General features: G+C 67.2%; 7 protein-coding genes. All 7 read right to left on the reverse strand.

Annotated elements, in window-relative coordinates; all coding sequences use genetic code 11:
* Nucleotides 1–3: 3 nt before the first annotated feature.
* A complete protein-coding gene (locus CNX70_RS00695) occupies nt 4–699 on the reverse strand; it encodes a hypothetical protein (protein WP_096232652.1) in 696 nt (231 codons plus the stop codon).
* A gap of 6 nt (nt 700–705) precedes the next feature.
* Entirely contained in the window at nt 706–2445 is a 1740-nt protein-coding gene (locus CNX70_RS00700) for a putative porin (protein ID WP_096232655.1), read from the reverse strand.
* Between the two features lie 37 nt (nt 2446–2482).
* On the reverse strand, nt 2483–3199 hold the full coding sequence (locus CNX70_RS00705) for a hypothetical protein (protein ID WP_244198991.1): 717 nt from the start codon (nt 3197–3199) through the stop codon (nt 2483–2485).
* 10 nt (nt 3200–3209) lie between these two features.
* Entirely contained in the window at nt 3210–3620 is a 411-nt protein-coding gene (locus tag CNX70_RS00710) for an ExbD/TolR family protein (RefSeq protein ID WP_034753784.1), read from the reverse strand.
* 13 nt (nt 3621–3633) lie between these two features.
* Nucleotides 3634–5415: a DUF2341 domain-containing protein gene (locus tag CNX70_RS00715; protein WP_096232657.1), complete on the reverse strand. Its 1782-nt coding sequence runs from the start codon at nt 5413–5415 to the stop codon at nt 3634–3636.
* Nucleotides 5416–5471: 56 nt separating this feature from the next.
* Nucleotides 5472–7097 carry a ShlB/FhaC/HecB family hemolysin secretion/activation protein gene (locus tag CNX70_RS00720; RefSeq protein WP_244198992.1) on the reverse strand — a complete coding sequence of 542 codons (1626 nt, stop codon included), beginning with the start codon at nt 7095–7097 and terminating at the stop codon, nt 5472–5474.
* 198 nt (nt 7098–7295) lie between these two features.
* Nucleotides 7296–20945 carry a filamentous hemagglutinin family protein gene (locus CNX70_RS00725; protein ID WP_096232661.1) on the reverse strand — a complete coding sequence of 4550 codons (13650 nt, stop codon included), beginning with the start codon at nt 20943–20945 and terminating at the stop codon, nt 7296–7298.
* Nucleotides 20946–21048 lie beyond the last annotated feature (103 nt).

A 21048-nucleotide genomic window follows, 5' to 3' on the forward strand; every position in this document is an offset into this window, starting at 1 on the left:
AAACTATTGGGGGGCCGGCGCGGGCGTGGCCGGCGTTTCTGTTTGACGCGCATCGAAGCGCCCCTGGTACAGCTGGTCGCCATACTGCTGCGCGATTTGTTCCAGCTTGACGCGGCTTTGCGCGGCGAACGGCTGGCGCGCCTGCATGACGTCCAGCACGTCCAGGCCTTCATACGCTTGCAAGATTTCCTGTCCGGCCGCATACAGCTGGGCATTCTTGCTTTCGCAGCGCGCCAGGGCGCCGCGCTGCGACGCCACTTCGCCGTCGAGGCGCGCACGCTCCGCGTCGATCTGCTTGCCCGTGGCGGCCAGTTGCTCGCTGGCCTGGCGCAATTGCGCCAGGTTGGCCGTTGCCTCTTGCGCGGCGGCGGCGCTGCGCTGTTGCTGCTCGCCCAGTTTTTCCCGCTGCGCGCGCTCCTGCGCCAGCTGCGACTGGCTGCGGGCCAGCTCCTTCTTCAAGCCATCGCTGGCAGGCGCAGCGGCAGCAGCGGGCGCGGCCTTGGCGGCCGGCCCGCCCTTGGCTTTCAGCACTTCCAGCTCGCCACGCGTCTGCTGCAATTGCGCCGTGACATTGCGCAACTCGGCACGCAGGCGCTCTTCCATGCTTTGCCCCTTCTGTCCCTGCGCCTGGGCGGCGCCACCGGCCAGCAGCATCAGCAGTAAAACCGGCAAGCGCGTTTTGTTGAATATCAACATCATGGCTCCTTAAAAACGCGCGTTCAATTCGATTTGCAGGGTGTCGATCGACAACGCCGAACCGAACACTTCGCGGCTCGACGTCCAGCGGCCATTCAGCCACGTATTCTTGTCGAGCGCATACGCGCCGCCCAGGTAATACCCGCGCGCATTCGTGCCGCCCAGGTGGAAGGTGGAATCGTTGTAGGCGTCAGGCAAAGCGTCCGGTTCGATGCGCTTGTAGCCAAGCAGCACGTTCCAGTCGCCGCGCGCTTGCGTGTTCGCCTTGCCCAGAGTCGCCTGCAGCATGTAGGCATTGCCGCCGCTCCTGAAATCGGCTTGCGAGACGCCGCCCGTGCCGCCGAAGTTGTTCATGATGCCGCCCTTGGCGCGCGCCCACATGGCACTCTTGTCGTAGGCCATGTTGCGCACATAATCGCCTTCGATGCGCAAGTCCGTGCCGCCGGCCACCTTGCTATCCCAGCGCGCATTCAGATTGGCCAGGCGGAATTTCGACGCCAGCCCCACGAATTGCGGCTGCGGTGTATTCGCCGGGTCGAGCGGATTGAGCGCGATATTGCGCAGCAGCATCAAGCTATTGCCCTTTTGCATGCTCGATGGACGCGACCAGTCCGTGCTGCAGCCATCGGCGCCTGCGTACAGGGCGCACGGCTGCGAATATTCTCCGCTGATGTTGCGGAAGTTGTAGTAGGCCAGGGCGCCGCGCAATTGATGGTCGCTATTGATCTTCCACGAGGCGCCCACCTGCGCGCCCAGCAGCCATTTGTTTTCGCTGGACATTTTTGCCTGGCTGCGGCTAGGCGCATTGTCGGACGAATACTCGAGCGGAATCAGGCCCAGGGTGCCGAACACGGTGACGTCCTTGCTCTCGCCCACCGGCTGCTGCAGCTTGGCGGCGATACCGTCGAAATTGAGTTCGCTGGAAAACAGTTCATCGCCAGACACAAACGGGTTATCGAAGCGGCCCGCCGTCAGTTTCAGCCAGGAAGCGGGCTGGTACGACAACCAGGCCTGGTCCAGCCAGATGTTTTTCTTGCCCAGGCCACCGCCCAGGGTTTGCGTGGTCGATACCGGGCTGTCGTCGTTGCCGCTGGCCAGGCGGATGCCCGCTTGCGTGCTGTCGGAAATGTCGGCCAGGATGCCCAGGCGGGCACGCGCGCGCAGCAAGTGCTTGCGGTCTTCGCGCGTGTTCAGCAGCGCCGGCAGGGCCAGATTGGTGTTCGAATTGACGTCGTAGCCGCTGCCGCTGTTGAGCGAGCGCCAGTCGATCTCGATATTGCTGTTGGCCATGTCGTAGTAGCGCGATTCGTAGCGCGCGCGCACATCGCCTTCGACGCGAATGCGCTTGGTCCAGGCCGGCGTTTCATTCGGCGCCGCCCAGCCGCCCGCCTTCGCCTCGGCCAGCACTTGTCCCTTGATCTCGTCGCGGATCTGCTCGCGCACGGTGTGTGAAAGATACGGCACGCGCACGTCGCCTGGCTGTACCTGCGCCAGGGCGGCCGGCGCGGCGGCCGGACGGGCTTGCGCTGCGGCCAGCGCTTCGCTCTGCGCCTGCGCCAGCAGCGCCTCGCCGGCATCCTTGTTCAGGGCGCCGCTCTGGATCAAGCCGCGGATCAGTTTGACCATGGTGCTGTCGGCCGGTGCTGCGGCCTGGGCTTGCACTGCACCGGCCGCCATGCTCAGGGCGAAGGCGGCCAGCGCCAGCGGAAGGCGGCGCATGCGCTGTGGGGAAGAAAATATGAGGTTCATCGCTTCTTTCGGTAAAAATTAATATGAATTAAGGACGCTATGGCCGGCGGCCTTTAATGGATACGCGAGCCGGGAAACGCAGGGACGCCGGCGGCCGCTCATCGGCGCGGAAGTCGCGCACCATGGCCAGCACCTGCTCATCCGTCTGCGCATTGCCCGTGCCTTGCACAAGGTGGACCTTCGACGTCCGGCCTTCCGTATCGAGCCACAGGTCGACGCGGATGTCGGCGAACGCCAGCTGGCGCGTGCGCGGGTCGCGGGCGAACGCCATCTGCAAGGCATTGGCCACATAGCGGCCATACGATCCCGCACCGAGGCCGCCGCCACCGCCGCTGCCGCTCATGCCGCCGCCGCGTCCGGCCTGGATGCCGAAGGCGTCGCTGCCGGCCTGCGCCGCACCGTCGATGGTGACGGGGTCGCCCTTGTCCGGCGACGGGCTTTCCGGCGCGTCATCCATGGGCTTGTCGGCCGGCGTCGGTTCCGGCTCCGACACTTCCGGCACCACCTTGTCGGGCGTCGGTTCCGGCAGTTTTTCCGGTTCCGGCGGCGGCGGTTGCGGCGGTGGCAGCATCAGCATCGGCGGCGCCGCCACTTCGCGCTTGGTGGCCGCCGTGTCGGACAGCAAATACCAGACCAGCGCGGCCAGCGCAGCGGCCAGCAGCGCGCCGCCGGCCACGCCGCCCCAGCGGCGCCACCACTGCGCCGCGCCCGACGGTTCCGAGGCGGCCGTCTTCATCATGTCGTCACGCTTCACCTTGCGCTCCTCATGCCGGCTTGCCGGTCACCAGGCCCACCTGGTTCAGGTCGATGCGGCGCAGCAAGTCGAGCACTTCGACCACTTTCGCGTATTGCACGGCAGCATCGCCGCGCACGATCACGGGAAAGTCGGGCGTGAGGGCCTTTTCCGTGCGCAGCCGCTCTTCCAGCTCCGGCAGGGTGACGGGATAGGCATCGAGGAAGACCTGGCCCGCGTTGTCGATGGTGATGGCCTTGGTCTTCGGTTTCTCCAGCGCCATGGCCGAGCTGGCCTTGGGCAGGTCGACCTTGATGCCCGGAATGCTGGCGTTGCTGGTCAGGATGAAGATCACCAGCACCACCAGCAGCACGTCGACGAAGGGCGTGATGTTGATGCCGCCGCTACGCTTGCGGGGGGTAAACTTGGCGGAGGTGGCCATGGTTATGTGCCCCTCACGCCTGTTGCAGCACGGGACGCATCTGCCGTCCGTCGCCCTGCTCTTCAGCCAGGCGCGTGGCAAATTCATCGACGAAGACCGCCATATCGGCGACGATGGCGTCCGAACGCGAGGACAGCCAGTTGTAGCCGAACAGCGCGGGAATCGCCACGCCCAGGCCCGCAGCCGTACACAGCAGCGCAGCGGCCATGCCCGGCGCCACCGAGTTGATGTCCACCGCGCCGGCCATGGCCGCCACGACGAACACCAGCATGATGCCGATCACGGTGCCGAACAGGCCGACATACGGCGCGCCTTCGATGGTGGTCGAGAGCCAGATCATGCGTTTCGACATGCGCTCGCTTTCGCGCACCATCACGCCATCCATGGCGGCGCGGATGGCGCCGATCGTCGCGTTCGACACGGCGTTCAGGTCGTAGCCACGGTCGTGGCGGCGGCGCATCTCGTCGATGGCCACGTCATACAAACGCCACAGCGAGGAATCGGTCTTCACGGAAGCGCTCAGCTTGCCGTTGCGCGCCAGGTGGTCGAGCGGCGCGCCGGCTGCTTCGTGGAACGACTGCATGAATTGCGCATTGGCGCGCGCGATGGCGCCATAGCTGCGGCCCTTGCCGATCATGATGATCCACGACAAGGCCATCATCAGGCCCAGCAAGCCCACGACGATCCAGGCGTCGAGCGGCATGGCGGCGATGATGAAGCCGAAATGGCTTTTACCGGCCTGCTGTTCATCGGCGCCAAACACGGCCAGGCGCGATTCAGAACCTTGCGAAACGGCATCGGCCAACAACAGCGCATCGGGACGTGCCGTGCGCGACAGGCGCAGCTCGTCGATGGCTCCCGTGAAGTTGGCCAGGGTGGCGGTGCCGGTGGCGACCGGCGGCGCATCGGCGCCTACCGAGGCGGCAGTCGTAAAGGCTGGCAGGGCGGTAGCCAGCGAGACGGCCGGACGGCCGCCCACATACAGGGCCACGTTGGCTTTGTCGGCCTTCACCGCCAGGTGCGACCATTGCGCCGCCTGGATCGGCTGGCCAGGCTTGCTGCGCTGGCCATTTACCTGCACGAACGGCACGCCCTGGTCGATACCGATCAGCAATTCATTGGCGCCGTCGCGGCGCGCATACAGCACTTGCTGCGGGCCCAGGCTGTCCGGGCGGACCCAGGCAGAGAAGGTAAATGGCGCAGCGGCGGCCAGCGCCAGCGAAGGCGAGGCGGGCAGCATCAGGGGCGCGCTGCCCAGGCGGGCACCGGCACCGATGACGGAACCGTCGAGCGCCGGCACGGCCGTCTGGGCATGGTTGCCGTAGGCGGTGCTGTCGCGCGAGGGCACGCCCGGCTCGGCGAAGTGGTACACCAGGCTGTAGTCGGGGTCGAAGGTACGCTGGCCATTGCCGGAAGCGGGCGCCTTCGGATTGCCGTAGTACATCCACAGTTGCTGTGGCGTGCCGGCCGTCAGGGCCGGTACGTCGACCCAGATCAGGGCGATGCCCAGCAGCGGGTTGAATTGCTCGATCTGGTGGTTCAGCACCGTTTTATCGTCGCCCGCCACGAAGCGCAGGTCGGCGCCGCTGTCGCTGACGCCCTCGAAGTTGAAATTACCCGAATGCAAGCGCAACAGCACGGGAATGCGGCCGGGATCGCCGCCCACGGCGCCGGCCTTCGGGCCGGCATCGACGGTGACGGGTTTGCGGTAAGCCCAGTCGGGCTGCCACCAGGCGTGCGCCAGGCCGGGAACGAGCGTGCCCAGGATCGTGAGCAAGAAAAAAAGACGTTGCATGACAGTGATTCTCCGAAGAAAAGTCTAAAAAAGTGCAGTGCTGGTGAGCTGGCCCGTCAGTAGCTGGCCGACAGGTTGAAATTGATGCGGCGCACGTGTTTGTGCGTGCGCGGGCCATCGCGCAGCGGATACGCAAAGTCGATGCGGCCATTCAGGTAGCGCAGGAACTGGAAGCTGCTGCCCACGCCCACGGACGCCAGGCCGAACAGGTCTTTCTGTTCCACCAGCGGATCGCGCAAGCGCAGGCGCGCGCCATCGACAAACGCGTACAGGCGCCAGTTTTCCAAGCGGCTGAAATACGTCAACTGGGGCGTGCGCCATTCGACGCTGCCGGACACGCCGTAGTCGCCCGTTGCTTCGGCCGACAGGTAGCCGCGCACGGAATTGGCGCCGCCGGCGGCCATCTGTTCGCCCGACACCAGCGCCGCATCGGCCAGCTGGCCCGCCAGCTTGCCGTACAGCTGCGCGCCGCTGCCCAGGGTGGTGGTGGCGTTGGCGTCGCCCTTCAGGACGAGGAAGCTGGGCGAGGCCTTGTAGCGCTTGTTGTCGTAGGCGGCGCTGTCGCTGCCATAGCCGAACGAGGCGCGCGTGCCGGCCACCAGCGACAGGCCCAGGCCATACGTCGCCGCCTCCGTCTGCGCAAAGCCGTTATACGACACGCTCAGGGGCACATACTTGAGCGGAATGCTGCTGCCGGCACCATTCAGTTTCAGCGCTTCCTGGTTATCCTTGAAATCGATGCCGGCAGAAAAACTGTGCCACCAGATGCCGCTGTTGGGCACCGTGTAGTTGACTTTCATGCCCAGCGCATGGCCCTTGCCCAGCACGCTGGTACCGCCCGTGCTGGCCACGTTGCTGTTCGACTGGTAGCCGGTCGCTTCCACGCTCCAGCCCTGCGTGCCGATCGGTGCCACATACGAGGCGGACCACACTTTGGTCTGGTTCAGGTCGCCCGGCGTGCCGAAAAAGCTGAGGGCGGCGCTATGCCCCAGCTGCCACAGGTTGTCGTGACCGAGCGACATGCTGGTACGCAATTTCTTCGTATCGGCGCTGTAATCGTTGTTCAAGCCGACACTGGCGCGCCACGGGCTGCTGTCTTCCACTTTCAAGTCCACGTCCATGGTGCCGGGCAAGCTGCCCTGCTTGACCAGCGGCATCACCTGACGCTTGGGGCCACGGTTCAGGGCCGTCAGTTCCACTTGCGCCTGCGTAAAGTCGGGCACCTTGCCCTCCGTCAGTGCCGGCACTTGCTGGCGCACGTCGAGCGGCGAGTTGTACTGCGCACCGACCACGCGCAAGCGTCCCACCTTGGTTTCGCTCACCTGCAGCACCACCACGCCCTGCTCCACCTGCTGCTCCGGCAAGTCCACGTAGACGGACTGGTAGCCGCGCGCCTGATAGGCGGCGACCAAGGCGTCGCGCGCCCCTTCCACGTCCTTCAGGGTGCGGCCCGGCCCCAGGAACGGCGTGACCGCCTCTTCGATGGCACGCGCATCGAGCACGGTATTGCCGCGCACCAGGTATTCCTCGATCGTCACTTGCCGTTCCGGCGCGGCCACGGGGGCGGCCGCCGGGACGGCGTCTTGGGCGAGCGCCATGCCGGGCAGCGCCAGCATGGCCAGGCACAGCAGGCTCAAGGCGGTCGCGGGCGCCTGCGGCGCGCCGTTACCTCGTTTCTTCATCTCACGCATATTCCATTCACCTCAAAATCAAACGGTTGCCCTACCCGGTATCGCGGCGCCGAACGCTATGCTCGGCAAGACAGTACCTAGACGAACGCCGCACGCACGAACTGACGTTTGTCATCAAATGTTCATAAAACTCCGGCCACGACGCTGGCGCCGCGACCGGAATGGCCTCCCGTCAAGCTCGTACAGCGGTCACGGCTGCAAGCCGCGACGCTCGTTTGGCGTGAGCGCCTGCAGCTGCGGCGCCGTCAACGGTCCCGCGCCCAGCACCTGCACCACGCCGGCCGGCTGGTAGTTCGACGCCTGCGGCTCGCCGCCCTTGCCCTTGCCGCTGCCGCCCTCGTCCGTCTGCTCGTTGCCAAAGCCCAGCACCTTCACGGTAAACAGCGACGGCAGCGCCTGGCGCGTGGCAGCCCGTTCGCGCTGCAGCACGTCCTGCGCCGCCGTCACGGCTTGCGAGGCGGCTGCGCTGGCATTGCTGAGCGCACCCACGTTCACCGCGGCGATGACCGGCATACCCGTGGCTTTGCCCTGCACCTGGATGTTTTCCGCATTCACCACCTGCAGCGCGGCCAGGTTGACGTTGCCCGAGACGCGGATGCCCGCCTCGCCCGCGTCGATGGTGCCCAGCGGGGCGATCAGGTCGATGTCGCCAGGCGGCACCTCCGGGATCGGGTTCAGGGTGGCGATGCCGGCACCCGTGCTCGGCGTGCTGGGTGACAGGCTGACCAGGCCGATGCTGTCGTACACGCGGCGCTGCGGCGTGTACACGACGGTGGACTTGGTGCCGCGGCCCGCGTTGATGTCGCCCTGCGCCGACCAGGCCAGGATGTTGCCGCCGAAGGTAGTAAAGATGCGGCTCTGGCCCAGCAGGATGCTGTCTTTCGCATAGATCTGCACCTCGCCCGCCCCCTGTGTCAGCACGCCCGAGCCTTCGCCCGGCGCATAGCCGCCATCGACACCGATCAGCGCGCGGCCGCCCGGCACCGTGATGCCGATATCGCCGCCGACATCCGTGTGGATGCCGGCATCGTTGACGACCACGTGCGGTACGTTGTAGCTAGGACGGCCAGCCTCGATCCACTCCTGCGGACTCAGGTAGCGCACGCCCGCCAGCGGCCGCTTGGTGTACACGCCGGCGTAGTCATCGACCGTGTACAGTGCGCTGCTGAACATCGTCAGGTCGCCCTTGTAATCGATCTTCTTGCCAGCCTTGTCCTGCGATGGGAACAGGGTGGCGATGGCCTCGCGGCCGCGCAGGTAGCTGCCGCGGCGCACGCCGTCCGCATCGTTGTACTCGCGCCCCGCCGCTTTCAGCTCGGCAAAGTAAACGTTGCTCAGGTACACCTGCTGCTGTTCCTTCGGCAAGGCGGCAAAGAAGCTGCGCGCATCGGTGGCGGGGTCATAGCGGATGCCCAGGCCGCTGTCGCCGCCGAAGCGCGTCGTCAGCCAGTTCACCAGGTGCAACTGGCTGACCAGCGCATACTCACGCGCCAGGTCGCGCCGCACGCCGCCCGTTTGCTGGCCAGCTTTCTCCAGTTCAGCCTGTTTCGTGCCCAGGAAGGTCGCCGCGCCCGCCTCGTCGCCGCTGTAGGCGAACTGGCCACGCAGCCAGTCGGCCAGGGTCAGCTTGCCGCCGTAGACATACACGGCGCTGCCGGACTGGTCGGCCAGTGGCTTGCCCGGATCGGCCAGCTTGGCCGGGTCCAGGTAGCGCGCCGCGAAGGCCGCATAGTCGGGGCCATTGCGGCCCACGCCGGCGGCCACGGCGATGCCGGCACCTTGCTCGCCTGGCCGGGCATTGACGATGCTGCCCAGGCTGCGCAATTCCGCCTTGTCGGCCATGTACAGGTCGCGCCCTGCGCTCACGTTCAGCTGGCCTGGTCCCGCCACATAGAAGGTGCTGTAGCGGATATCGCGCCCGGCGCTGACGACGGAAACGTCATCGGCATGGCGGTGCACGAACAGGTTGCCGCGCGCGGACGAGCTGCCCGTGGCGACCGGCTTGTCCGGGTAGTCGGGCCGGCCGACGAAGCCCTTGCTGGTCCATCCCGCCGCGCCATCGGGCACGCCCTCGACGCTGCCGAGCGGCGTGCCGGAATTGACGATGTCGCGTCCGGCGCGCACGGCGACGGCGCCACCGCCCTCGTACCACACGCCCAGCGGGCCAGTTTCACCCTTCAGTGTTGCCCGGTATACGATGCCGCCCGTGCGCAGGCCGACGATGTCGCCGCTGTTGGCATAGAAATGCGCCGGCACCTGGCCCACCGGCACATAGTCCGACACCGTCGGCGCCGTCATGCTGAACAGCGGATAGGTCTGTTCGGCCACGCCGGCGCCGTTGGGACTCGAAGCAAACGAGAGCAGCGGCGAGGGCGCCAGCGCATTCGCGTTGACGTTATGCAGCGGCAACAGGCCGAACCAGACCGTATCCAGCGCGCCGACGAAGCCGGGGTTGAACGGGTTCGGCAACAAGCGCGGATCGGCGCCCGATGGCGTGATCGGATAGCCGGCCGCGTGGATGGAATCGGCCGCCAGCATTTCCAGCTGGCCCGCGCCGGTCCTGACAAATTGCGGCGCCACCGGCGACGGTGCGAGGATCACGCCGTTTTGCGGCATGTCAACCTTGCTGCCCTCGCCCAGCCTGCCCAGGCTGGCATTGCCGTAGTACAAGCTGCCGCTGGCGGCCACGGCGCGCAGCACGGATGGCATGACATACCGCCCGTCCGATGGCGCGTGGTTGTCGCCCGTCACCGATTGGATCCAGGCCGACGTCGGCGTCAGATTGCCGCCTGCGCTGAACAGGTCGATGGCCGTGGCCGGCGTCCACAGCGAGAACCAGCTCCAGCCCTCGCCCTTGCGCTCCACGCCCTGGTAGTTGAACGGCGAGCCATTGGCCAGCTGTTTCACGCGGCCCGCATCGGCCGTGCCGCCCAGCACCAGGTCGCCGCGCGCGTCGATGCGCACGCCACTGTCACCGGGCACAAGGATGGGCCCGCCGCTGGCAATCGCCGTGCCCGCCGTATAGGTTTCATACGGACGTGACTCCTTCGGATCGGCGCGGTCGAAGCGCAGCTCGACGCCGCCCACCGCACCCGCTTCCATGCGCAGCGCGCCACGCAGATTGGTGAGAGTGCTGTTGAGCGTCGGATACTGGCGCTCGAAGCGCGTATCGGCATTCGGGAAGTCGCTGTTGGCATCGAAGCTGCGTACCTCGGCAACAGGGTTGAGTCCGCCGCCGATGCGGATGTCGAGGTCGCCGCCACCCGTCAGCAGCAGCTTGCCGTCCGGCGTCACCCTGCCCGTGCTGCCCACGGCCACGTTCAAGCCCTGGCTGCGCGGCGTGTATGCGCCGCCCGGATCGGCGCGCGAGGTCAGCATGCCGGCGTCGCCACCCGCCTGCAGCAGCACGTTGCCACCGCCCAGGGTGCCGATGCCCGTAAAGCCGGACACGATCGGCAGGCCGGCAAACAGGTCGTAGCCTTCTGGACGCGAAATATAGGTGCCGAAGTTGATCCACCATGCCGTCGGCACGCCCGCGCCCGTGCTGCCGCTGCCCTGGCGCCACAGCCAGGTGCCGATGTCGCTGGTGTCCTGCTGCGCGTTCAGGGTGCCGATGGCATCCTCGCGGCGGGTCAGGGCGGTGCCCACGGTGTCGCCCTTGACGTCGCCCTGGGCGCGCAGCAGCAGGTTGCCGCCGTGCTCCGGATACCAGGCGCGGTACAGGCTTGCGCTGCCGCCATCGACGTAGGGCGTCAATTGATCGCCTAGCGCGCCGAGCAACTTGCCCTTGGCGCTCAAGCCGCGCGGCAGGTTGAACAGATCCTTGCCATCGACCAGCGGCGAGGCCGACTGCGTGCCCGCCGTGTAGACGCCATACAGTGACCGCATGTCAAAGTCGCCGGCGGCGAGCAAGTCGAGGTCGCCCGTGCCCGTACGCAGCACGCTGAACAGGGGCTGGCGCGCCGGCGCAGTCACGTCCATGTATTCTGGCGGCGTGCCATCGGCAACCTTCACCACGATCACGCCATAGCCCCAGTCATTGTAGGCAAGCAGCGCTTCTTCTCCGCCAAAGTCGGCCACGTTGATCGGCGTGCCCGGCTCATAGCCAAACATGCCGGCATCGTCGCCCCATATGTATTGTCCAGGCAAGCCGGTACCTGGAATTAACTCGCGGGCAGCACCCATGCCGTAATGCGTATCGGCCAGCATCAGATGGGCATCCTTCGCATGCGGCCGCAGCGCGCGCGTGTCGGCGGCGGCCGTATCGGCGCCGCCCACCAGGCGCAGTGACCACGCTTGCGAACCCTGCGCAAGCATGGGCGCCAGCGCCAAGTTGCGGCCCTGGCTGCCCGTGCTGTCGGCCGGGCGCAGCGCCACCATGGTCGCGTCGCCTGGCAGCTTGACCACCGTGCCGGCGGGCAGCACGCTGCCCTTGTCCAGCGCCAGCGCCGAGGCCAGCACCACACCGTTGAAGAAATTACCACTATCGTTCGTGTCCATGGGCTTGCCTTCCGGGAAGGGCAAGGCGACATTCGCCGGCCACAGCATGGCCGCCACGCTGGCCGCGCCCGGCAGGCGCAGGCCCGCATCGAGCTGCATGCCGCTCGACAGGGTCAGCGCCTGTTGCAAGACGGTGCCGGCCGCGTACAGCACGCTGCCATCGGCATTGCGCACGGCGCCCCCCAGCACGCTACCGGCAGGCAAGTTCAGCGTATCCGTCAAGGTGGCGCGCACCGCCAGCAAGGTGCCACCGCGCAACTGCATCGGCTTCATCGGCAAGGCGAAATTGACGCTCGTGCCTGATTTGAAATACGTGCCTTCGGCCAGGGTCACCAGGCCCGCTTGCGGCACGACAACCTCGCCGCCCCAGGGCAAGCGGCCCTTCACCAATTGCCAGCCCTGGTCGTCCGACGTGACGGGCAAGCTGCGGGTATCGAAGCCATCCGTGATACTGCCAAAGACGCTGAGCTTGCCGCCGGCGCGCAGCACCAGCGCGCCCGCCTCGCCCGAGCCGTACACGCCGCTCAGGCGCGCCAGCGGATTGACACCGTCGTAGCGGTGGCCGGACAGGTCGATGTCGCCATCGATGTGCAAATCGCCGCCCGGCGTGGCGCTGACGATCTCGACGCCGGGGCGCAAATGGAAGGCGTTGGCATCACCGCGCAAGCCGCGCAATTTGTTGTTCATCAAGTTGCCGTTGGCCAGCGCATGCAGCATGAAAGCCTGGCTGTCCGCATGCTTCTCGTCCAGGTAAGCCTGGTTGATGCCCTGGTAGCTGCGGCCATCCGCATCCTTGCCCGTGCCGGCGGGGGCATCCTTGTATTGCCAGAAGGCGTTGACGTTGATGGTGCGCGCGCCGGCGATGTTCAGTGCGCCAGCCGCATCGATATCGATATCGTCGCCCGTGGCGCCGCCGAGGCGACGCGCGTCCAGATCGATGCTGCCGTAGTTGCCGCCCTTGTCGCCGCTGCGCAGGTCGAAGCGCGCACCGTTTTCCAGGGTCAGGCGGCCGCCGGGCGCAGCCAGTTCGATCACGGCGCGGTTCGGCGCCTCGATCACCTGGCCATAGCTGTCCGTGCGCAGCAGCGTGCCATGCGCATCGAGCACGGCGCCGGATGCGATGGTGACGCCGTCGCGGCCGGCCAGGCGGATGCTGCCCACCTGTTCGCCGCTGGCATCGATGCGGCCCTTCACGGTCAAGCTGCCGCCGTCGACGGAGACGCTCACTTCGCGCGCCTTGAGCTCGTCACCGATGGTCAAATTGCCCTGCTTGAGCTGGAAGCTGCGGCTGCCGAATACCTTGCCCGTGGTCAGGCGCTGGTTCAGGCCGGCGAAGTCGCCGATCTGCCGGGCGCGGATCTCCACGCCACCGGCCGCGTACGCTACCTGGGTGCCGCCCGCGTCATAGCTGCCGCTGGCGCCGCCCAGTAAGGTACCGCGCAAGTCGGCCGTGCCGGCCGCCTCGCCCGTGGCGATCACGCTCAGCTTGCCGGCGCGGTTGTTGACGGCCGACACGTCGATCACGGAGGCAGCCGCCTGGCGCACATCGCCTTCGCGGCTGTCGAGCATCACGTCGCCACCCCAGCTGTATTTGCTGGTATCGTAGAAATCGATCTTGCGGCCCGCCAGGTCCAGCTTGGCCTTGTCGCCCAGCAGCACATCGCGCTCGGCCGACAGGGTCAATTTTCCGCTCGGCAAGACCACCGCTGTATCCACGCTAACGCTGTTGCCGCTCAGCGCCACTTCGGCGCCCAGGGCGCCGGCCAGCGCCGCATTCGTCGGCGTGGCGGCAGCAGCGCCTGCCGGTGCGCTCACCTTGAGTTCACCGCCTGCCGTGATGCGGTTGACGGAACCGGCCGCGCCCGTCAGCAGCGGCGTGTTGATGACCACATCGCCACCGCTGTAGCGGTAGCCGTTGATGGCCGTGTCCCACGCGCCCTGCGACTGGTACACGGACAGGCTGCCCTTGTTGTTGGCCGTCAACTGTTCGCTGGCATTTAGTGCCACCTGGCCGAAGCCCAGTATCAAACGGTCCAGGTTATGGATGGTGTCGGGACGGCTGTCCGGCGTGAAACCGAACTCGATGCGCTTGGCGTCGACCTGCAGGCGGCCGCTGCCCGTGCCGGGGCCAGCGGCGACGACGGCACCGGGCGCATTCGTCGCGCCCTGCCACACCAGGGTGTCCGTGTGAATGCGCGCCAGCGCGTCCGTGCTGCCATAACCGTAGATGGCGGGCGTATTGAGCACCAGGCGCGACAGCGACGACTTGCCCGTGGCCGCATCGATGGTCGACAGCTGCGCCGAATCATAGAAGTTGAAGGAGTTGCGTGCCGTCAAGCCCAGGCTTTCCAGCGCCGGTGCGCCCGTGCTGGTATCGCCACGCAGCAGGCGGTCGAGCACGCCCTGGTTCAATGCCAGGCCGTCCGGCAGGGCGCTGCGGGCACTGGCGTCCGCCAGCGAGGCTTCGCTGCCGATATTGATAGCCCCCATCGCCAGCACCAGGTTGCGCGTGCCGTAGCGCACGTTGTCGCGCAGGGTAAACGCGCGCTCCGTCACGGCGGCGATGGTGCCTTCCGAATACAGCGAGGTCGTGCCGCCGCAGGCGACTATCGTCTTCGCGCACGCGCCGATGTCGATGATGCCGGGACCATCCGAATCGGACGGCGTACGCACGGCCGGCAGCATGTCCAGCCAGCCGTTCGAGACGGCCAGCACGCTACCCATCGGCTGGTACACATAGCCATCGCGCGAGTCCCAGGCCGCCTTGCCGCGGCCCAGCGTATTGATGCCGGAACCTTGCTCGAGGAAGATGCCATCAGTGGTTTTCGTCGTCACCAGGAACACCTCGGCCGCCTTCAGCACGGCGCCGTCGCGCAGCACGATGCCGCCCGCCGATTCGTTGATGGCGGCGATATTGGCGCGCTGGTTGCTGCCCGTGGCGATATCGCTGTAGGTGACGCGCGGCAAGCCGCCGATGCCCAGGCGCTGGGCGCCAAAGGCGTTGATCTGCGAGGCGTGCACGGAGACGCCATCGAAGTCCGCCAGCGGCGCCGTGCCGTCGGCCAGCACCTCGTAGCGGGTCGATGCATGGCGCCCCGTGCCCAGCAGCAGGGAGCCGCCAAAGCCGCCCTCGGCCGGCGCGTACAGGGCGCTGCCATCCATCATCAAGGGCGTGTGATTATTCTCGACACTGTGCAGGAACGGGGCGATCAGCTGCACGCGCACGCCCTTGGCGTCGCGTTCCAGCATGGCGCGCGGCACGCCGTCGCGCGTGGCCTGCGCCACGGCAAACGCGGCATAGCCCGTTTCATTGAATTGCGAATAACTGCGCAGCACGTCGGCCGGCGTCAGGATGGCCTGGCCGGGAACGGCGTCGCGGATGGCCGTGCCGGCGATGCCCGTTTGCGCCGCCGTGGCATACGAACCGTTGCGCATGGCCACCGTGCTGCCCGCTTCGACGGCGCCGGCCAGGCCATTCAATTCCACACGGAAGGCGCCCGGCAGCAAGGCGAAATTCGATGGCAGCAGGGTGTAGGTGCCGGCCGCCAGGCCAGGCACGCCCGCGCCGATAGTGATCTGGCGCCCCACGGCGGGCTTGCCCGCGCCTTGCTCGGCCGTCAAAGGCGCCACGTCCGGCTGCACGCCGGGAACGATGGCGTACACGGGGTTGGTATTGATGCCAGGCAGGGTGAAGCCGCCATTCGGCTTCATCTGCACCAGCGGATTGAGACGCGCATCGGTGGAGCCGCCGCGCCCGGCCAGGAAGGCCGCGCCCGTCAAGGTGCCGCCGCCCGACAGGTCGAGCACGGCGCCCGCTTGCACGTCAACGGCAGCGCCCGTCAAGGCGATCTCGGGGCCGTTGCCCACGCCCTTGAGCACGACATCGTTGCCGTCATACAGGTAGCTGAGGCCATCGAGCGTGCCGCCATACGGCATCGTCAAGCCTTTGGCGCTGACGGACGTCAGGCTGCCCGGCAACAGGTTGACGCGGCCCGTGTAGGCTTCATAGCCTTCGGCGCCCAAGGTGATCTGGCCCAGCGGCGCGCGCAGCACGCCACGCTGGTTGATGGTGGGCGCAACCAGGTTCAGGCTGCCAAACACGGAATAAGGCTGATTCGGCGTGGCGCTGCCGGCGCTGCGCTCGATATTGAGCATGCGCAAGGGATCGAGCGCGACGCGGATATTGCCGAACTCGTCGACCTGGCTGCTCTGGCCCACCATGACCATGCCGCTGTCGCCCGTGGCAGGATAAATCTGCGCGGCGGCCAGGGTGGCGTTGCCCGGCTGGTACAGGGCGGCGTTGTTCGACATGCGCAAGTCGCCGCGGCTGTTCAGGGTCAGCTGTTCGAAGGCATCGCGTTCGACCGCCAGCGGCTTGCCGCTGCTTTGCACGATCTCGCCGCGCGTGCCCATGTTGACCTCGCCCGCAAGATCGAGCATGCCCGCATCGATCTGCAGCAGGGAGCCGTCGGCCACCAGCGGCACGCCCAGCATGCCGCGCCCCTTGCCCCCATTTTTCGACCCTTTCACGGCATTGGGCACGATGTAATTGTCCTTCTGTCCGCGCATGGCCGTACCCAGGCGCACATACGGCGCCGCCAGGTGCACCTGGCTGGCAAGCGTGCTCACCTGGTCCTGGCCCTCCGTCTCTGGCTGCGGCCGTGCCGTCAGTCCCAGCGAACTGGCGCTCAGGCGCAGGCTCTGGCCCAGCGCCAGCTTGACGTCGCCATCCACGCTGAGCATGCCGTTGACATGCATGGCCAGGTTATCGAAGCCGCCGGCCTGCACGCGGTCGGCACCCAGGCGCGCAGTGCCGTAGCGCAAGGCCTCATCCTGCTGGCCGGCGCGCAAGTCTGCCGGCAGCACGCTGTCGCCCTGCACTTGCGCCAGCACGAATTCGCGCGGCACCCGCACCGCATTGTCGACGGTGTCGCCTTGCAGCGTCTGGCGGTCCACCTGGCCATAGTTGGGCGTGTCCAGCGCCATCGCCAGGGTGCCGCCAGCCGCGCCGGCGCCACCGGCCGCCGCACGCAGGGTACCATCGGCAAAGATGCCGTTGTAGGAACTGAGCGAAATCAAACCGCCGCTGCCGGCAACGTTGACGGCGCCCTGGTTTGGCAAGTCCAGGGTGGCTTGCGCACCGCTGGCGTCGAGCAGCGCGCCCGGGCGCACGACGACGAAGGCATCGGCCGCATCGACGCTGGCGGCATCGGCCTTGTAGCGGGCGCCGATTTCAATGCTGCCGCCCTTGTCGGCGCGGCCATAGCGTCCGCCCCGCATGTCAGTGGCCACGGTGGCGCGGCCGGCGACGTCGAGCACGGCGTGTTCGCCGATCCAGATCGAGGTGGCTTGTCCCTTGCCGTTCGGCACATCCATGTCGCTGCCCGTGCCAAACGTGCCGGGCAGGATGGCGATCTTGCCGCCCCAGGCGTCGAGCTTGCCGTCGATGCTGATCTGGTCATTGCCCGTGATGCTGATCTGGCGGCCCGGATCGACCGTGATGGCGGCCCCTTCCTGCACCGCCAGCGCGCCCCGCACGTTGGGGCTGCCGGCCGTCAGCGACAGGTCGGCGCCGCCGCGCTGCGTCAAGCGGGCCTTGCGCGTATCTTCCTGGTACAGCGCCGGCGTCCACGCTTCCAGTGCGGCGGACGGATCGGTACCGCTGGCCACCGTGCTGCCGGTGGCGGGATTGAAGCGCAGCACGGGCATCCGCACATCGATCTGCGCATTGTTGACCACCACGACGCCGTCGCGGCCAGAGACGGCGTAATCGGCAAAGCCGCTCTGGAACAGGCTGGCGCCCAACGCCAGCATGGGCTGCACGGCAACGTCGCGTCCCAGCATGGTGCCGGTCGGCAGCAGCACGCCGCGCGGCGTACGCACGTCGTCGGCGGCGATGCTGCCGGCCGCATACTGTGTCGTCAGCGGCAGGATGGGCAAGCCGTTGGGAAAGACCTCCGCCGTGACCACGAATCCCGCATTGAGACCGTTGATGGCCGTTACCACGCTGCCGGCGGGCGCGATGGAACCGCCCTGGACATACCTGGTGCCGTTGATGAAGAAATTCGCGCCCTGCGGCACCAGCAAGTCGGCCCCCAGCACCAGCGGTTTCAGCGTCGACACATCCGCCGTCACGGGCTTGGCCAGGGTCTCGCCCGGCTTGATCAGGCTGGTGATGATGGCGAAATCAAAGGGGATCTTCTCGCCCTGGGCAATCAAAAATTCATCGCTCAGGCGCAGGCCGACGGGGGCGCTGCTTCCCGCTGGCAGCACGTCGCCACCCTGCAGTTTGCCGCCGATGCTGACGGCCGTGCCGCTGTCGATCGCCAGGCGCCCGCCGCCCTTCACGCCATGGCCGCGCAACTCACCGTCGAGCTTGAGCAAGGCGCCGGTGGAAGCTTTTTCGCGCGGCAAGTCGACCGCCAGGGTGATGTCGCCGCCACGCCCGCCCTGCAGGCTGCGATTGCTCATCAGGGCGGCGCCGGACGAGACGTCGATGACGCTGCCGCCAGCCAATTCGATACCGCCCGAACTCTTCAGGGTGACCTTGCCGCCATTGATATACGGCAAACCGGCGACGGCGCCCGGGTCCAGTTCCAGGTTGCTCCACTGGCCGCGCGCATCGAGACGCACACCGGGCGCCACGCGCACGCCGGCCGGGCCCGTGGGACGCCCTTCCGGCGACACGGGCGCATCGAGCCACACGGCGCCCGTATTCGCCAGATAGCGCGACACCATGTTGCCGGCAGCAATGCTGCCGCTGCGCGCGCTCACATTCGCCTTGAGCGCCACGTCAGTGGCGTGCAGGGCGATGTCGCCGCCATCGGCCACGCGCACATCCGCATTGACGTCGAGCTTGTCGTAGGCATAGATATTCAGTGCGCCCAGTTCCAGTCCGTTGAGCCAGTCCGCGTCGAGCTGCAAGGCTTTGCTGCGCGCGGCCGGCAAGGCATCGCCCAGCAACTGGCCATCGGCGATGCCGGCCACCTTGCCGATTTGCACGTTCTCCAGCATGGCTTGCGGGCTGTCGCGCAGCTGGCCCGTCCTGGTATCGAAGACGGGCGTCATTTTGCCCACGATCAATTGACCGGCACGCGCCGCCGCCGTCTGCGCCTGCTTGTAGCTCTCCATGCCGTCATCGCGCTTGCGCTGCTGGCGCTCGCCCTGGAACGCGGAGGTATCGATATCGCCTTCCAGCACGGCCGCGCCCGTGGAAACGATCAGGCGGCCCGCATCGCGGCCCACGGTATAGCCGTTTTCCAGGCGCTCGCGCGGGCCGATCAAGGCATTCGCGTAGGTTTCCGTCGTGTTCGCGCCCCAGCGCGCATGCGTGCTTTCATAGCCGCGATACAGGCCCGTGTACAGGTTGTCGCCAGGGGCCGTGCTGAGCTTGTACATCGCGCCATCCGCCCCCTTCAGCCACGTCTGCTTGACCATGCCCGTCTGCACGTCCAGCGAACCGCCGGCGATGTTGATGCGCGAACCGGCCTGCGTCACCACTTCGCCGCCGCCAAAGCCGACGGTACCGCCCTGGGCCGCCCACTCGCCGATGCCATGGCCGCTGGTGTTCAGGTAGCCGCTCACTTCCAGCAAGCCGCCTGCCGTGTACCAGCGGTCCGTGGCGTAGCCATTCGTGCCGGCCGGCACCAGCACCAGGTCGCGGCGGTCGACCCACACGTCGCTGTTGTTGAGGTATTTCGCGTCCCGGCTGCCGGGCGCGTCGCGCTGCTCGTTGCCCTGCACATTGATCAGCACATTATTGCTGCTCATGTCGACCTTCACGCCGACGGCGCCGGAAACGTCGATGGCGGCATCGCGCGCCACGTGGCTGCGGCGGGCCGCATCGACCAGCACCTGGCCACCCGTGGCCAGGGTCAGCGAGTCGCCCTCGAACTCCACGTTGCCGGCGGAAACAATGCGCACCAGCGACTGGTCGCGCCGGTCCTGCGGCGTGTCCGTTCCCTTGCCCGTATCTTTCAGCAGGGTGTCGCGCTGCACATCGAGCGCCGTGGCGCCGTTGTCATCAATGACGACAGCGCTGACGCTGCCGCGCGCCAGGGTGACGCCGGCGTTCTCGCCTGCCGCCGCCAGGTGGATGCTGCCGCGGCCATTCACTGTCGTGCTCGACAGCAGCACACCATCCTGGCGCACGCTATTGCCGCTGAGCGTGATGTCGCCCGTCGCCGCCTGGATCACGCCGTTGTTGACGACGGCACCGGCGCTGCTGCCGGCCGTGCGCAGCATCTCGACTTCATTGCCGCGCGTGCTAGAAAACTGGTTTTTGTCCGTGCCCTGGCCCGGGCGCACGACGATGGCGTCGCCGGCGGCCAGAGTCGTCTGGCCATTCGGCGTGGTGATGGCGCCCGCATTCTCGACGCTGCGGCCAGCCAGCAGCACATAGCCGCCGCCTTCCGTCACCGTCTGCGGCTTGCGCGTGTCGATGCGCGCGCCGGCGGCGACGACGACATCGGCCTCGGCCTTGCCATGCGTGTAGGTATTCTGGCCCAGCAGCAAGTCATTCGCGAAGGTCGGCACGGCGCCCGTACCCTGCGCCTTGCCGTACAGGCCGCTCTTGAACTGGCTGTCGCTCATGCCCATGGCGGCGGCCGCCAGGTTGCGCGTATCGACCTGGCTGCTGCCCGTAAACACGATGCCGTTGCGGTTGACGATCATCACCGTGCCGTCGGCCTTGATCTGGCCCTGGATCTGGCTGGGGCGCGCCAGCGGATCATTCACGCGGTTCAATACGGACCAGTGCGATTTCTGGTCGAATTGCAGGGTGGTGTTCTTGCCGACGTTAAAGCTTTCCCAGTTCAGGATCGCCTTGTCATCCGTCTGCATCACCTTCACGACGGTCTTGCCGTCGGCCTGGGTCTGCACGGGCCCTTGGGCATTGAGCCAGCCGGCCGTCAGGCTGTTGCTGTCGACCTGCAAGCCGCCCTTGGCCAGGCCATCGGGGGCGCCGCCCGCCGCCAGCGCCGCCTGGCGCGCGGCCGCCTGCACCGCCTGCTCGGCGGCGATGCCGCGCGCGGCCAGCAGCAGATTGTTCAGCGATTGCTGCAGCTTGCCTTCGGCCTTTTGCTGCTGCAGCAGGGGATTGTTCAGCGATGTTGCCGGCTGGCCATTCGGCAAGCGTCCCGTGGCGGCAGCCGTGCCCTGCTGCGCTCCCTTGCCTGCGAACCAGGCGCCGCTGAACGGCTGCTGCGCCTGGGCGCCACCGGCCTGCAGCAGCATGGCGATGGCCAGCGCCAGCGGTTTCAAGCGCACCGGGCGCCCGGTCCGGTTGCCCGCCATGGCGGAGGAGGATGCGTGTTTCGTGACCGACTTGCTTCGCTGCATGGCGACATTCCCTTTTCATGTTCCGTTGCTGACCGATATCGCGAAAGGGCACGCGGCACGCACGGGGCGGGCGGCAGGCACTGATTCGCGGCTTCCAGCAGCA

It is taken from the genome of Janthinobacterium svalbardense (genome assembly GCF_002327145.1).
GTDB classification, from domain to species: domain Bacteria; phylum Pseudomonadota; class Gammaproteobacteria; order Burkholderiales; family Burkholderiaceae_D; genus Janthinobacterium; species Janthinobacterium tructae.